Origin of the sequence: Chitinophaga costaii, from assembly GCF_900094705.1 — a bacterium.
GTDB classification, from domain to species: domain Bacteria; phylum Bacteroidota; class Bacteroidia; order Chitinophagales; family Chitinophagaceae; genus Chitinophaga; species Chitinophaga costaii.
This window is the reverse complement of the sequence record NZ_FMAR01000003.1, coordinates 281,716-295,559: the sequence shown is the minus strand read 5'-3', so window position 1 is coordinate 295,559 and position 13,844 is coordinate 281,716. Positions and strand designations below refer to the sequence as shown.

The following is a 13,844-nucleotide window of genomic DNA, read 5'->3' as shown; positions in this document are numbered from 1 at the left end:
ACACAATTTCCAAAAGCCAAAGCCGTTACGGGCATTGATTTTTGGAAATTGAGCTATTAAAACCTACAGCACTTAGCTGAACAGGTCGTCGTCGTTCTTGCGGAAATAGATCTTATCGTCCAGAAATTCCTGGGTAGCCTGGATAGCAGGATTAGCCAGACGCTCGTAAAAGCGGGAGATCTCGATCTGTTCTTTGTTTTCGTGTACTTCTTCCAGGTTGTCGGTATGCGTGGCAAACTCGTCCAGCTTGGAATGCAGTTCTTCCTTCACCGAAATATTGATCTGGTTGGCGCGTTTGGCGATCACCGCGATAGACTCGTACAGGTTTCCAGTACGGTTCTTAATATCCGTGGTGTTCTTGGTTTCTACCCAGGGGTTTAAATTACTGGTTAGATTTCTCTTTATTTTGCTCATGTTCCAGGTTTTTAATGTTATTCTGCGCTAAGGCGTAATATTTTTCTGCATCTGGTTTCAGCTTGCTGTTACCATAATGGTCATTGAAGTCCATATACTCGGTCAGCACCTGCTTATAACGTTCCATTTGCTTTTCAGGAATACTATTTTGCGCATAACGGTAGTAGGCGCGAATAGAATACAATTTATAACCGTCGCTTTTATCGGAGTCCGGATAATTACGCATCAGGCTTTTAAAGGCAATGCCTGCTGCTTTGTAATAACCCAGGTTGAAATAAAGTTCTGCAGCGTTAAATTCTTTTTGTTCCAGTTTCTTGCGGCACAGTTCAATGAGCAGGTTGGCCTCTGGCACTTTATCACCGTTAGGAAACTCATTGATAAAGGTCTGCAATGCGGCAATAGCCTTAATGGTATTGGTCTGATCCAATGGCACTTTAGGCGACTGCTTATAGTAGCAGTAAGCTTGCATGTAATCTACCTCCTGTGCGCGGGGGCTGTTTGGAAATGCTTCCAGGTAATTTTTGAACAGGAAAGCACCCTGTACATAATCCTTTAAGTTATAGGAGCAATAAGCATTGCGGTAGTTAATATCCTCAAACTTATCGGTGCCTTTATACACAGGACGCAGCTCTTCATAAAGCTGCTGGGCCGTGGCAAATTTCTTCTTGTCGAACAGCTTGTTGGCGTATTCCAGCTTTTTCTCCGGATCACCGCTTTTTTCAATACGATGCATTTCGCGGTTACAAGCCGATGCTAACACCAGCACACAAAGACAACTATATACTAAAAATTTCCGCATAAAGGACTGCAAAGGTAAGGATTTTAATGAAACGTAAATGTAAATAGAGTAATTGAGGCGACTTGTTAAAATTTATTTAAATTCCAATCATAGCAGTCACCTGTATTATCCGGGGATAGGCCTTGAATTTTCCACTTTTTTCCACCTTACCGGGTATTCTCCCACTTTTCTACACGACCCCGGTTATTTTCACCAAATTTGCCTTTTCAATCCCTGCCAGTTATCCAAATATCCCATGACCCGGACCAAGTCGGTCGGCTTAATCTACAAATACCCTCTTTTGCCATATGAATATTAAATTTTCTGGTCATTTTTCAAAATATACCAGGGATCTAGGTGGGATGGCGCGTTTTTCCAGCATATGTTTTTTCACTGCATATGCGCCACCAGCTGCTATCGAGCTTACTTATCCACTAAAATAAACCCCCATTAACATTTTATCCACATTTCAATATGATTATCCCCATTAACTGTCCTCCATTTCCACGAAGCGGGGCCATCATGGGCATATCGCGGCTGTGGAAAAAATTTAAAGTTCATTTTTTCGTTAAGAAGTGGGAAAAAGTGTTATTTTGTGTTAGAAAATGGAATTCAAGCACTTTCACCCCATGGTATGACCGGATTTCTGGGCGAATATGAAGCAACAATGGATAACAAAGGTCGTTTTCTGCTCCCTGCTGGATTTAAAAAGCAGTTGGCAGAAAGCGCCGGAGACCAGTTTGTGCTAAACCGTGGCTTTGAAAAGTGTTTGACATTATATCCCATGAATGAATGGCAGCCCATATTTGAGCGTATCGGAAAGTTGAATGATTTTGATCCGAAAGTTAGAGAATTCCGGCGCTATTTTCTGAACGGGGCTACCATTTTAGACCTGGACAGCGCCGGCAGGCTGCTGGTTCCTAAAAACCTGATGACGTACGCCGGTCTGGAAAAAGACATTGTACTGTCGGCAGCTACCAATAAAATTGAGATCTGGGATAAAGTGAAGTACGCAGCGTTCTTTGAAAACTTTTCACCTTCCGCGTTCAGCGATCTGGCGCAGCAAGTGATGACGGGCGGCGATCAACCTTTCACCCTTTAACTGAAGATTGGAATGGATGACGCTCAACAATATCACCTGCCCGTACTATTGCAGGAAGTGGTTCAATTGCTCCCGGTAAATCCGGCGGGAACTTACGTAGACGCCACCTTTGGCGGCGGCGGCCATTCAAGGGCTTTATTAGAAAAGCTCAACGAAAACGGCCGGCTCATCACCTTTGACCAGGATGAAGACGCTTACGCCAACCGCCTTACCGACGAACGGGTGCTCTTTATTCCGCAAAACTTCCGCCACCTGCAACGCTTTCTGAAGTTGCATAATATAACTGCGGTAGACGGCATCCTGGCAGACCTGGGTGTTTCCTCCCACCAGTTCGACACGCCGGAACGAGGATTTTCCACCCGCTTCGAAGGCGAACTGGATATGCGCATGGACCAGCGACAGTCGCTCACTGCGGCCAATTTGTTGCAAACCTATTCCGAACAAAAGCTACAATTGCTTTTCCAGGAATATGGAGAAGTAACTAATGCCAAAACGCTGGCCCACACCATTTTTACCCAACGCCGTAACATGCCGCTGCACACCATCACCGAGTTTAAACGCATGATACACCCGGTTGTAAAAGGCAATCCGGCCAAGTACCTGGCGCAAGTGTTCCAGGCCTTACGCATAGCAGTGAACGATGAAATGGGCGCACTTAAAGACTTGCTCACCCAGTCGGCGGCAGTGATAAAACCAGGCGGACGCCTGGCTGTTATCACCTTCCACTCGCTGGAAGACCGGTTGGTCAAGAATTTTATCAAATTGGGCAGCTTCGATGAAGTGCAGTACGATGAAATTTATGGCACACCCACTACACCGGCATTGTTTCAGTCTATCACCAAAAAACCGGTGACGGCCTCGGAGGAAGAACTTAAAAACAATAGCCGCTCCCGTAGTGCCAAACTACGCGTGGCGGAAAGATTGCCATAAAAATACCGGGTATCCTGTACCAGGTAAGATGTAGTGAAATAGGATGTATTGATTTTTGAATGATATGCCCTCGATTTGCGACTGTCCTTAATTGAATGCCCTTGTACTGGGAAGATATGCACTGGTAACGAGATACATTAAAAGCCCTCAATTTGTGACTGTCCTTGAAAATTATTGCGTAACGGCCTTTAAAACCGCCACGCCTTCCTTGCAAATCACCATATAAACTGAAACACCGTGCAGGACGAAGCCTTTTTTGATGAAACCGAACAGGAGGAAGTGGAAGACGCTTCTGCAGACACCGCCGACCGCAAACGGGCATGGCGGCTGCGCATCAATTATCGCTTCATCGTGCAGCATTCGCCATATATTCTTTTTTTATCGGGTCTGGCCTTGATCTACATTGCCAACACCCACCTTACAGAAAAAAAAATCTGGCGCATCAACAAACTGGATAAAGAAATAAAAGAGCTGAAATGGGAGTACATCAGCCTCAAAAGTGAGCTGATGTTTAATAGCAAAATGAGTGAAGTGGGCCAGAAAGTATCCGATCAGGGATTAAAACCACTGATTACGCCCCCGCAAAAAATTGAAATTGAGCATAAATAATTGCTGAATCGTAACATCTAACCACATACCGCCGTGGAAATCAAGAAAGACATATTGTGGCGCGTGTATGTATGCTTTATCGGCATGTTACTCTTTGGTGTAGCAATCCTGGTTAAAGTATTCTACATCCAGCAAGTGGAAGGCCCCAAATGGCGCAGCATGTCGGACAGCCTTCACACCCGCTACGTACCCATCGATGCAGACCGGGGTACCATATATTCGGAAGATGGCAGCATGCTGTCTACTTCCATTCCGTATTTCGACATCCGCGTAGACTTTGCCGCAGACGGGCTACGGGATAAGGATGGTAAGATATTTAAAGAGAACGTGGATTCGCTGGCCTGGAGCATGGCACACCTGTTTGGCGATAGAAATGCCGCCGAGTATAAAAAACTCTTTTACCAGGGTTATAAAAGCATGGACCGTTATTTTTTATTGAAGCGGGACATCGATTTTAAACAATACCTGGCACTACGCGACTTCCCAATGTTTCGCCTCGGCAAAAACAAAGGTGGTATGATCGCAGAGCCAAAAAATAAACGCATAAACCCTTTCCGGCTGCTGGCCAACAGAACCATCGGCCTGGCGCGGGAAAATGCACAAAGCGTTGGCCTCGAAAGGACGTACGACGCATCGCTCAAGGGAGCAGCCGGTAAACGCCTTATGCGCCGCATTTCCGGCGGGGCCTACATCCCGGTAGACGGTTCCGATATTGATCCGGAAAATGGAAAAGATATTATTACCACCCTGGACGTAAACATACAAGACATTGCGGAAAGCGCATTGATGAATATCCTCACGGAAAATGAAGCGCAGTATGGCACCTGTATCGTGATGGAGGTAAAAACGGGTAAGATCAAAGCTATCGCCAACCTGGGCAGGCAGGAAGATGGCAGCTATTATGAAGATATGAATTACGCCCTCCAGGTAACGGAGCCGGGTTCTACCTTCAAACTAGCGACGGTGATCTCCGCCTTCGAAGACAAATATGCCACCATGGACGACATGGTAGACATTAATAATGGCCGCTGGCAATTTGGCAAGCGCACCATCTTCGATAGCGAACCTCACCCAGGTATTACCAATGTAACGATCAAACATGCCTTCGAGATCAGCAGCAACGTGGGACTGGCTAAAGTGGCGTACACGTTTTACAAAGATCATCCGAATGATTTTGTGAAACACCTGCGCCGCCTGCACCTGGATCAGCCTACCGGTATAGACCTGCTGGGCGAAGGCCAACCGGTGATTAAAAACACCAGTAGCCGTACCTGGAGCGCTTCTACCCTGCCCTGGATGGGTTTTGGTTATGAAGTGCTGATCAGCCCCTTGCAAACCTGTATGTTGTATAACGCAGTGGCGAATGGTGGAAAGATGATGAAACCCTACCTGGTAAGCGCTGTCCAGGAATATGGGCAACCGATAAAAACCTTTGAGCCAGCAGTAGTGATGGATAGCATTTGCTCTTCCTCCACCCTGCGACAAGTGAAGAAGATGCTGGAAGGGGTCATTATGAACGGTACAGCAAAAGCGCTGTGGACGCCAAATTACAACTTCGCTGGCAAAACTGGCACCGCCCTGATGGCCAATGGCAGCCATGGTTATGCCGAGAAAATTTACCAGTCGTCGTTTGCAGGTTATTTCCCGGCTAATCATCCGTTGTACACCTGCGTGGTGGTGATCCGCAACAAACCGCACGCCACCAAATTTTACGGTGGATCTGTAGCAGGCCCGGTGTTCCGCGAGGTAGCCGACCGCCTGTTTGCCATGAATGCAGAAAAGGAAAGAACGCCCCGCAAAGGCATTGCTTTAGATACGGCCCTGGCCATGAAGACCGCCAGGACAACCACATGGAAAACGATCATTGAAACGCTGGAGCTACCCATGAACGACGCCGATATGCCAGGCATTAAATGGGTAAGCGCCAAAGTAGACACCAGTCATAAAGTACAGTTCGAACCCGTGAGCAACGAGGCAGGAGAAGTACCCGATGTAGTGGGCATGGGCCTGAAAGATGCCTTGTACCTGCTGGAAAATGCAGGCCTCAAAGTAGTCGTTCGCGGCACGGGAAAAGTAAAAAAACAATCATTGCCGGCAGGTATGTCCCGCAGTAATGAACAAACCATCGTAATAGAGCTGAGCTGATGAAGACGCTGCAGGAAATATTATACAATGTGCGCATCGTGGCGGTGCAGGGCAATAACAACATTGCCGTGCCGGCCCTCCGCATAGATTCACGGTCCGTAACACCTGGCGATGTTTTCATTGCCATCAAAGGCGTTCATGCAGACGGGCATCAGTTCATAGACAAAGCAGTGTCCTTGGGCGCTACCGCTATCGTGTGCGAAACGCTGCCGGAAGAAAAGCCGGAAAATGTATGTTTTGTGCAAGTGGCAGATAGCGCCCTGGCTTGTGGTATTATAGCGGGCAACTTTTACGATAACCCCTCCCACAAACTGCAACTGGTGGGCGTTACGGGAACCAATGGCAAAACGACCATTGCAACCTTGCTTTTTAATTTATTTACCAAACTGCGTTTTCACTGCGGCCTTATCTCCACCGTGGAAAACAAGATAGGTGACGAAGTCATTCCCGCCACGCATACCACCCCAGACGCCATCAGCCTCCAGGCCTTGCTGGCCAACATGGTAGACGAAGGCTGCTTCTATGCGTTTATGGAAGTAAGCTCACATGCTATTCATCAGCAACGTATTGCCGGGGCCAAATTTGCAGGAGGCATTTTTAGTAATATCACCCACGATCACCTGGATTACCATAAAACCTTCGACGAATATATACGCGTCAAGAAATTGTTTTTCGACAATATGCCGGCGGCTGCCTTTGCACTCACTAACCTCGACGACAAACGGGGTACGGTGATGCTGCAAAACACGAAGGCCAAAAAAGCCACATACAGCCTGCGCACTATGGCAGATTATAAGGGCAAGATCCTGGAAAACAACCTTACCGGACTGGTAATGCAGGTAAACGAAAAGGAAGTGCATTTCCGCCTTATCGGCGAATTCAATGCCTATAACCTGCTGGCCGTATATGGGGCTGCCATGTTGCTGGGGCAGGACAAAGACGAAGTATTGCAGGCACTCAGCGCCATTAATGGTGCGGAAGGCCGGTTCGATTATATCGTAAGCGACAAAGAAAAAGTAATTGGCATCGTAGACTACGCACACACGCCAGATGCTTTACTGAACGTGCTGAACACCATCAACAACCTGCGCAAAGGCAATGAAAAAGTCATTACCGTAGTAGGCTGTGGCGGCGACCGGGACACCACCAAAAGGCCTGTGATGGCACAGGTTTCCGTGGAACGCAGCGATCGGGTGATCTTTACATCAGACAACCCTCGCTCAGAAGATCCCGCCGCTATCATTAAAGAAATGGAGGCTGGCGTACCTGTTCACCTGCAACGTAAAACACTGAGCATCGTGGACCGGAAAGAAGCGATCAAAACGGCGGTGAGCATGGCCAACCCGGAAGATATTATCCTGGTAGCCGGCAAAGGCCACGAAAAATACCAGGACATCCATGGGGTAAAACATCCCTTCGATGACAAACAAGTGCTGAGAGAATTGCTGACCCTGTTGGGTAAATAAAGACTGACTAATATCCGTACGACACCGAACCAGTATGCTATACTACTTATTCAATTATTTAAAAACGCATTTTCATCTGAGCGGCGCAGGTGCCTTCCAGTATATTACGTTCCGCGTAACGCTGGCACTACTGCTATCGCTGGTCATTTCCCTGCTACTGGGTAAGCGACTAGTGCAATTCCTGCAAAAAAAGCAGATCGGTGAAGTGATCCGTACACTGGGCCTGGCAGGCGAAAACACCAAGAAAGGTACCCCTACCATGGGCGGTCTGATCATCCTTTCCGCCATCCTCATCCCTACCCTGCTGTTTGCACAGGTAAACAATGTGTACATCTGGCTTATGCTGCTATGTACGGTGTGGCTGGGACTTATCGGTTTTGTGGACGATTATATAAAAGTATTTAAGAAGAATAAGGAAGGACTGGCGGGTAAGTTTAAGGTAATGGGGCAAATAGGGCTGGGGCTGATCATTGGCCTCACGTTATATTTTAACAACGACGTGGTGGTAAGCCGCGAACTCATGGGCGCCAAACTGGCCACTGGCGAGCATGTGGCCAAGAACCACCAGGAGCGCGTCACCAAAGGTGGCCAACGCTTCACAGATGTTAAAACGCCCATCACCACTATTCCTTTTGTAAAAAATCATGAGTTCAATTATTCCAAACTGATCTCCTGGATACCGGGCGCGGAAAAGTTTACCTGGGTACTGTACGTGCTGGTAGTGATCATCATCATCACGGCAGTGAGCAACGGGGCCAATCTTACAGACGGCCTGGATGGCCTGGCCACCGGTGTTTCGGCGGTGATCGGAATGTGCCTCGGGATATTCGCTTACGTATCAGGCAATATACAGTTTGCTGAATACCTGAACGTGATGTACATCCCCAACCTTGGTGAGTTGTCTATTTTCATCGCAGCCTTTGTGGGTGCATGCGTGGGCTTTTTGTGGTACAATGCCTTCCCGGCGCAGGTATTCATGGGCGATACCGGCAGCCTGGCGCTGGGCGGCATCATTGCCTCGCTGGCATTCATCGTCCGGAAAGAATTGCTGATCCCCATTTTTTGCGGCATTTTCCTCGTTGAAAATCTGTCGGTGGTGATGCAGGTATCTTACTTTAAATACACAAAGAAAAAATATGGGGAGGGCCGGCGCATTTTCCTGATGTCGCCCCTGCACCACCACTATCAGAAATTAGGTTATCACGAAAGTAAAATAGCCGTACGCTTCTGGATTGTTACCATCATGTGCGCAGCATTTGCCATCGCCACGCTGAAATTCAGATAAATACGTGCAAGCGAAACAACCGACTAACTAACGACCAATGGCTAAACTCATCATACTTGGAGCCGGTGAAAGCGGCGTAGGTGCAGCCCTGCTGGGCAAACAGCAGGGGTATGAGGTGTTTGTGTCCGATGGAGGCCCGATCAAAGACATTTACAAACACGAGCTTACGGCCCATGCGATCGAATTCGAGGAATCGCAGCATAGCTGGGAGCGAATACTGGCGGCAGACGAGATCGTGAAAAGTCCGGGCATCCCCGAAAAAAGCGAAGTGATGAAAAAGATACGGGCTACTAATATTTCCGTGATCTCGGAAATAGAACTGGCCTGGCGCTATAGCAAAGATGCCAAGATCATCGCCATCACAGGCAGTAATGGCAAGAGTACCACCACAGCGCTGACCTATCATATTTTTCACAATGCCGGCCTGCCGGTGGCTATGGTGGGTAATATCGGCATCAGCTACGCCAAGCAGGTGGCCACCGATCCGCAGGAATATTACGTGATAGAGATCAGCAGTTTCCAACTGGACGATATCAAAGACTTCCGGCCTCACGTGGCCATCTTATTAAATATTACCCCAGATCATCTGGACCGGTACAATTATAAAATGGAGCATTACGTGGCATCTAAGTTCAGGATTGCCATGAACCAGGTAGCAGGTGATTATTTCATCTACTGCAAGGATGATCCAGAGATCATGAACTATCTGAAAAATCACTCTATTCATTCAACCTTAATACCCTTTACGATTATGGAACCACTGAAAGAAGGCGGATCAATGACAAATGACCAGATTAATATCACCGTGAATGGAGACACAGAAATCGTATCGATGTATGACCTGGCGTTGAAAGGAAAACACAATATTTATAACTCTATGGCAGCAGGAATAGCCGGACGGACCATGAACATCCGCAAGGAAAAGATCCGCGAGAGCCTGGCTTCTTTCAAAAGCCTGGAGCATCGCATGGAGTTTGTGGCCACCGTACGTGGCGTAGATTTTATTAATGATAGCAAGGCTACCAACGTAAATTCCGTATGGTTTGCCTTGGAAAGCATAGAAAACCGCCCCATTATCCTGATCATGGGCGGCGTGGATAAGGGGAATGATTATTCCGCCATCCGCGAGCTGGTAAAAGAAAGGGTGAAGGCCATTATCTGCCTGGGCGTAGACAACCAGCCCATCCAGGATGCACTGGGCAAAGAGGTTGCCACCATGATAAGCACCAGCAGCATGGAAGACGCCGTGAAAGCGGCTTTCCAGCAATCGAACAAGGGCGATGTGGTATTGCTTTCACCAGCATGCGCCAGTTTCGACCTGTTTAAGAATTACGAAGACCGGGGCCGCAAGTTTAAGGAGGTAGTGCGGGAGCTGTAAGGCGCCTTTATTTAATTATGAAATTACAATGCCATGAATGGTTTACTCCATAGAGCGAAGGGCGATAAAGTGATCTGGACGATAGTGTTCTTCCTATCGGTAGTAAGCCTGTTGGCAGTATACAGCTCCACAGGATCGCTGGCATATCGTTTACGGAACGGGCACACAGAATATTACCTCATCAAGCAATTGACGGTATTGGGTCTGGGGCTGCTCATCATTTATTTTGCGCACCGGGTAAACTATACGGTGTATTCCCGCATTGCGCAAATAGGCTTTATCATTTCTATCCCCTTGCTCTGCTATACGCTGGCATTTGGACGGAACCTCAACAGCGCAGCGCGTTGGATCAATCTGCCGGTGATTAACCTCACCTTCCAGACATCCGACATTGCCAAACTGGCGCTGTTCATGTACGTATCTCGTCAGTTATCCCGAAAACAGGGCGTTATAGAGGATTTCAGAAAAGGATTTTTGCCCATCATTGTGCCGGTGGGACTGATTTGTATTATGATCATGCCGGCTAATATGAGTACAGCCTTATTATTAGGCGCCAGTTGTATGCTGCTATGCTTCATTGGCCGGGTGCCGGTAAAATATTTAGCCGCCATGATAGGTTGCATGGTGGGCATTGTGTTACTGCTATTTGTGTTTGCCAGCCTAACAGGCAATAAAATGCGTACCGCCACCTGGGTGTCGCGCATTGAAAGTTTTTCCAGCGGCGATGATAAAGACATGCCTTATCAGGTACAGCAGGCTAACATTGCTATTGCAGAAGGAGGCGTACTCGGGAAAGGCCCTGGCAACAGTAACCAGCGCAATTTCCTGCCGCATCCATATTCTGATTTTATTTATGCGATCATAATCGAAGAGTATGGTATCTTTGGCGCCTTTTTAATCCTGATAGCTTATATGCTATTGCTCTTGCGCAGTATTCGCATCTTTAAAAAGTGTCCGTTTGCTTTTGGCGCCTTCCTCGCGCTGGGACTTAGCTTTACTCTGGTCATACAGGCGTTGGCAAACATGGCGGTGAACGTGCATTTATTCCCGGTAACGGGCGTTACGCTCCCCATGGTAAGCATGGGTGGCTCATCGGTAATCTTCACTAGCCTGGCTATCGGTATTATTTTAAGCGTATCCAGGAATGTAGAAGAAACAGAATTGAAACGAATTGAAAAAGAACGCATAGAACGCGTGCTGGAACAGCAGCGGGAGGCAGGTTTAAATATCGCTGTATAAAAAAGTAGTTTAAAACAAACATATGCAACGCAAAGTAATCATAGCAGGTGGCGGTACGGGAGGACATATCTTCCCGGCGATCGCAATTGCCAATGCGTTGAAAGAAATTACCAACGGCGATATAGACATCCTTTTCGTAGGCGCCAAGGGCAAGATGGAGATGGAGAAAGTGCCGCAGGCGGGTTACCGCATTGAAGGCCTGGAAATCGTGGGTTTTAACCGAAGCAATATTTTTAAAAACATACTGCTGCCGTTTAAACTAATCAAAAGCCTACTGCATGCAAAACGCATTCTCAACACATTCCAGCCGGATGTAGTGGTGGGTGTAGGCGGCTTCGCCAGTTTCCCGATGCTGGATCGCGCACAGCGCAATGGCATTCCCACACTGATACAGGAACAAAATTCCTTCGCCGGAAAAAGTAATAAGATATTGTCGCAACGGGCGCAGAAAATATGTGTAGGCTACGATGGCATGGAAAAGTTTTTCCCCGCCGCTAAAATCCTGCTTACCGGCAATCCGGTGCGCAGCAGCATTACACAAAGCAGCGCTACGCGCAACGACAGCCTGATACATTTTGGGCTGGATACCAAAAAACAAACCGTGTTTGTAGTAGGCGGCAGCCTGGGGGCCAAGTCTATTAATGAAGCCATTCACGCTATGCTGGCCTACTTCGTAGAGAAAGATGTGCAGCTCATCTGGCAAACTGGCAAGCCATATTTTAATACGGCCAAAGCTGCCGCCGCGCCATATGCCACACAGGTGAAGGTATTGGAATTTATCACCAACATGGACCAGGCTTATGCTGCCGCCGATGTGGTGGTATCCCGGGCGGGTGCCCTGGCCATCGCAGAGCTGTGTGTAGTGAAGAAAGCCACCGTATTTGTGCCTTACCCGTTCGCCGCCGAAGATCATCAAACGGCTAACGCGATGAGCCTCGTCCATAAAAAAGCAGCCCTGCTGCTCAAGGATAGTGAAGTGAGTACGCAATTAAGCACCACCCTGTTCAGTTTGTTGCAGAACAAAGCATTGATTGAACAACTGGAAGCCAATATTGCCGGTCTTGCAAACCCGCACGCCGATAGGGCGATCGCGGAAGAAGTATTAAAACTGGTTCGTTAGAATATTACATGATAGCTATAAAGAACATACAACGTGTTTACTTCATTGGCATAGGCGGCATTGGCATGAGCGCCATTGCCCGCTATTTCAATGAGAACGGCGCGTCCGTAGGTGGTTATGACCGTACAGAAACAAGCCTCACCCAACAACTGGTCACAGAGGGCATGCACATTCATTACACAGATGATGTGCAGGCCCTCGACCGGGAGGCGAACGTGGTAGTATATACCCCAGCTATCCCTGCCGGTCATGCAGAACTGAACTGGTACCGCGATCATGGCTACACGGTGGTGAAACGCAGCGACATCCTGCAAGCAATTACCAACGAAATGTACGCCATCACCATCGCCGGCACCCATGGCAAAACCACTATCAGCACCATGACTGCCCACATCCTGCGGCATAGCGGCTATGGCTGCAATGCTTTCCTGGGGGGCATTTCGGTGAATTATAACCGCAACTTCTGGAGCAGCGACCGAAAAGTGGCCGTAATAGAAGCCGACGAATATGATCGATCCTTCCTGAAGCTGAACCCGGACATTGCCGTGCTCACCGCCATGGACCCCGATCACCTGGATATTTACGGCACCCCCGAAGCGATGGAGGAGGCCTTTATCCAGTATACTAAAAACATTAAGCCCAACGGTACTTTGCTGGCCAAGTACGGCTTAAAACGCCATACAGACCTGGCCACACCGAACAAGATTACTTATAGCCTGACCAACAACCAGGCAAATATTTACGCGGTAAACATCCGCCCCGAAGCTGGCGGTTATACCTTCGATGTGATCGAACAATCGTGGACCATAACGGATGTACGCCTTAACATTGGCGGTTTGCACAATGTAGAAAACGCCCTGGTAGCCATTTCGGTGGCTTACATACTGGGCATTGACACCGCGCTTATTAAAGCCGCCGTAGCAGATTTCAAAGGCATTCGCCGCAGATTTGAATACGTAGTCAGAAAGGAAAATAAAATTTATATAGACGATTACGCGCATCACCCGGAAGAGCTGCGCGCACTGATCACCAGTGCTAAAGCCCTGTTTCCCGGAAAAAAGTGTACGGTAGTTTTCCAGCCTCACCTTTTTTCCCGGACTAAAGACCTGGCTGATGGGTTTGCGGAAGTATTATCGCTGGCAGATGAGGTGGTGTTACTGCCCATTTATCCAGCCCGAGAGCTGCCCATGGAAGGCGTAACCAGTGCACTCATTGCCCGGAAAATGACACACACGCAGGTGCAGGTATTGGAAAAAGCGGCGCTCCTGGAATGGCTGCCCGCCCATCTTTCCCCCCTGCTCATAACCGCAGGTGCGGGCGACATCGACTTGCTGAAAGAGAAGATCAAAGCCATCGTTGAAGCTTAATTCAACGAAAC

Annotated in this window: 12 protein-coding genes; 10 read left to right on the top strand and 2 right to left on the bottom strand. The window is 48.1% G+C overall.

Features of this window, described 5'->3' with window-relative positions; all coding sequences use genetic code 11:
* Nucleotides 1-72: 72 nt before the first annotated feature.
* Nucleotides 73-414 carry a DNA-directed RNA polymerase subunit omega gene (locus GA0116948_RS06445; RefSeq protein ID WP_089710253.1) on the bottom strand — a complete coding sequence of 114 codons (342 nt, stop codon included), beginning with the start codon at nucleotides 412-414 and terminating at the stop codon, nucleotides 73-75.
* Nucleotides 383-1,213 (bottom strand): outer membrane protein assembly factor BamD, encoded by an 831-nt coding sequence (locus GA0116948_RS06440; RefSeq protein ID WP_089710250.1) that lies wholly within the window; start codon nucleotides 1,211-1,213, stop codon nucleotides 383-385. Before GA0116948_RS06440 ends, GA0116948_RS06445 begins: the two co-directional genes overlap by 32 nt.
* A 613-nt stretch (nucleotides 1,214-1,826) precedes the next feature.
* Here GA0116948_RS06440 and mraZ point away from each other — a divergent pair.
* The 10 genes from mraZ to murC all read left to right on the top strand — a co-directional run bounded on the left by mraZ (nucleotide 1,827) and on the right by murC (nucleotide 13,833).
* Complete coding sequence (gene mraZ, locus GA0116948_RS06435) at nucleotides 1,827-2,294, top strand: division/cell wall cluster transcriptional repressor MraZ (protein ID WP_089710248.1); 468 nt, start codon at nucleotides 1,827-1,829, stop codon at nucleotides 2,292-2,294.
* A gap of 12 nt (nucleotides 2,295-2,306) precedes the next feature.
* Nucleotides 2,307-3,224 (top strand): 16S rRNA (cytosine(1402)-N(4))-methyltransferase RsmH, encoded by a 918-nt coding sequence (gene rsmH / locus GA0116948_RS06430; protein WP_089710246.1) that lies wholly within the window; start codon nucleotides 2,307-2,309, stop codon nucleotides 3,222-3,224.
* Nucleotides 3,225-3,461: 237 nt separating this feature from the next.
* Nucleotides 3,462-3,833, top strand: coding sequence for an FtsL-like putative cell division protein (locus GA0116948_RS06425; protein ID WP_089710244.1), 372 nt, complete (start codon nucleotides 3,462-3,464; stop codon nucleotides 3,831-3,833).
* A 33-nt stretch (nucleotides 3,834-3,866) separates the two neighbouring features.
* Nucleotides 3,867-5,978 (top strand): penicillin-binding protein, encoded by a 2,112-nt coding sequence (locus GA0116948_RS06420; protein ID WP_089710242.1) that lies wholly within the window; start codon nucleotides 3,867-3,869, stop codon nucleotides 5,976-5,978.
* Nucleotides 5,978-7,444 carry a UDP-N-acetylmuramoyl-L-alanyl-D-glutamate--2,6-diaminopimelate ligase gene (locus tag GA0116948_RS06415; protein ID WP_089710240.1) on the top strand — a complete coding sequence of 489 codons (1,467 nt, stop codon included), beginning with the start codon at nucleotides 5,978-5,980 and terminating at the stop codon, nucleotides 7,442-7,444. Before GA0116948_RS06420 ends, GA0116948_RS06415 begins: the two co-directional genes overlap by 1 nt.
* 34 nt (nucleotides 7,445-7,478) lie before the next feature.
* A complete protein-coding gene (gene mraY, locus GA0116948_RS06410; RefSeq protein ID WP_089710238.1) occupies nucleotides 7,479-8,729 on the top strand; it encodes a phospho-N-acetylmuramoyl-pentapeptide-transferase in 1,251 nt (416 codons plus the stop codon).
* 37 nt (nucleotides 8,730-8,766) lie between these two features.
* Nucleotides 8,767-10,107 carry a UDP-N-acetylmuramoyl-L-alanine--D-glutamate ligase gene (gene murD, locus GA0116948_RS06405; RefSeq protein WP_089710236.1) on the top strand — a complete coding sequence of 447 codons (1,341 nt, stop codon included), beginning with the start codon at nucleotides 8,767-8,769 and terminating at the stop codon, nucleotides 10,105-10,107.
* 33 nt (nucleotides 10,108-10,140) lie between these two features.
* Entirely contained in the window at nucleotides 10,141-11,346 is a 1,206-nt protein-coding gene (locus tag GA0116948_RS06400) for an FtsW/RodA/SpoVE family cell cycle protein (RefSeq protein WP_089710234.1), read from the top strand.
* 22 nt (nucleotides 11,347-11,368) lie between these two features.
* Entirely contained in the window at nucleotides 11,369-12,466 is a 1,098-nt protein-coding gene (gene murG / locus GA0116948_RS06395) for an undecaprenyldiphospho-muramoylpentapeptide beta-N-acetylglucosaminyltransferase (RefSeq protein ID WP_089710233.1), read from the top strand.
* An 8-nt stretch (nucleotides 12,467-12,474) separates the two neighbouring features.
* Nucleotides 12,475-13,833, top strand: a complete 1,359-nt coding sequence (gene murC / locus GA0116948_RS06390) for a UDP-N-acetylmuramate--L-alanine ligase (RefSeq protein ID WP_089710231.1) — start codon at nucleotides 12,475-12,477, stop codon at nucleotides 13,831-13,833.
* The last annotated feature ends 11 nt before the right edge of the window (nucleotides 13,834-13,844 follow it).

What these genes read in the sequence shown, in the direction of transcription:
- GA0116948_RS06400 (WP_089710234.1), top strand. Translation starts at nt 10,141, where the DNA reads ATGAATGGTTTACTCCATAGAGCGAAGGGCGATAAAGTGATCTGGACG.
- murC (WP_089710231.1), top strand. Translation starts at nt 12,475, where the DNA reads ATGATAGCTATAAAGAACATACAACGTGTTTACTTCATTGGCATAGGC.
- mraZ (WP_089710248.1), top strand. Translation starts at nt 1,827, where the DNA reads ATGACCGGATTTCTGGGCGAATATGAAGCAACAATGGATAACAAAGGT.
- murD (WP_089710236.1), top strand. Translation starts at nt 8,767, where the DNA reads ATGGCTAAACTCATCATACTTGGAGCCGGTGAAAGCGGCGTAGGTGCA.
- GA0116948_RS06445 (WP_089710253.1), bottom strand. Translation starts at nt 414, where the DNA reads ATGAGCAAAATAAAGAGAAATCTAACCAGTAATTTAAACCCCTGGGTA.
- GA0116948_RS06440 (WP_089710250.1), bottom strand. Translation starts at nt 1,213, where the DNA reads ATGCGGAAATTTTTAGTATATAGTTGTCTTTGTGTGCTGGTGTTAGCA.
- GA0116948_RS06415 (WP_089710240.1), top strand. Translation starts at nt 5,978, where the DNA reads ATGAAGACGCTGCAGGAAATATTATACAATGTGCGCATCGTGGCGGTG.
- mraY (WP_089710238.1), top strand. Translation starts at nt 7,479, where the DNA reads ATGCTATACTACTTATTCAATTATTTAAAAACGCATTTTCATCTGAGC.
- rsmH (WP_089710246.1), top strand. Translation starts at nt 2,307, where the DNA reads ATGGATGACGCTCAACAATATCACCTGCCCGTACTATTGCAGGAAGTG.
- murG (WP_089710233.1), top strand. Translation starts at nt 11,369, where the DNA reads ATGCAACGCAAAGTAATCATAGCAGGTGGCGGTACGGGAGGACATATC.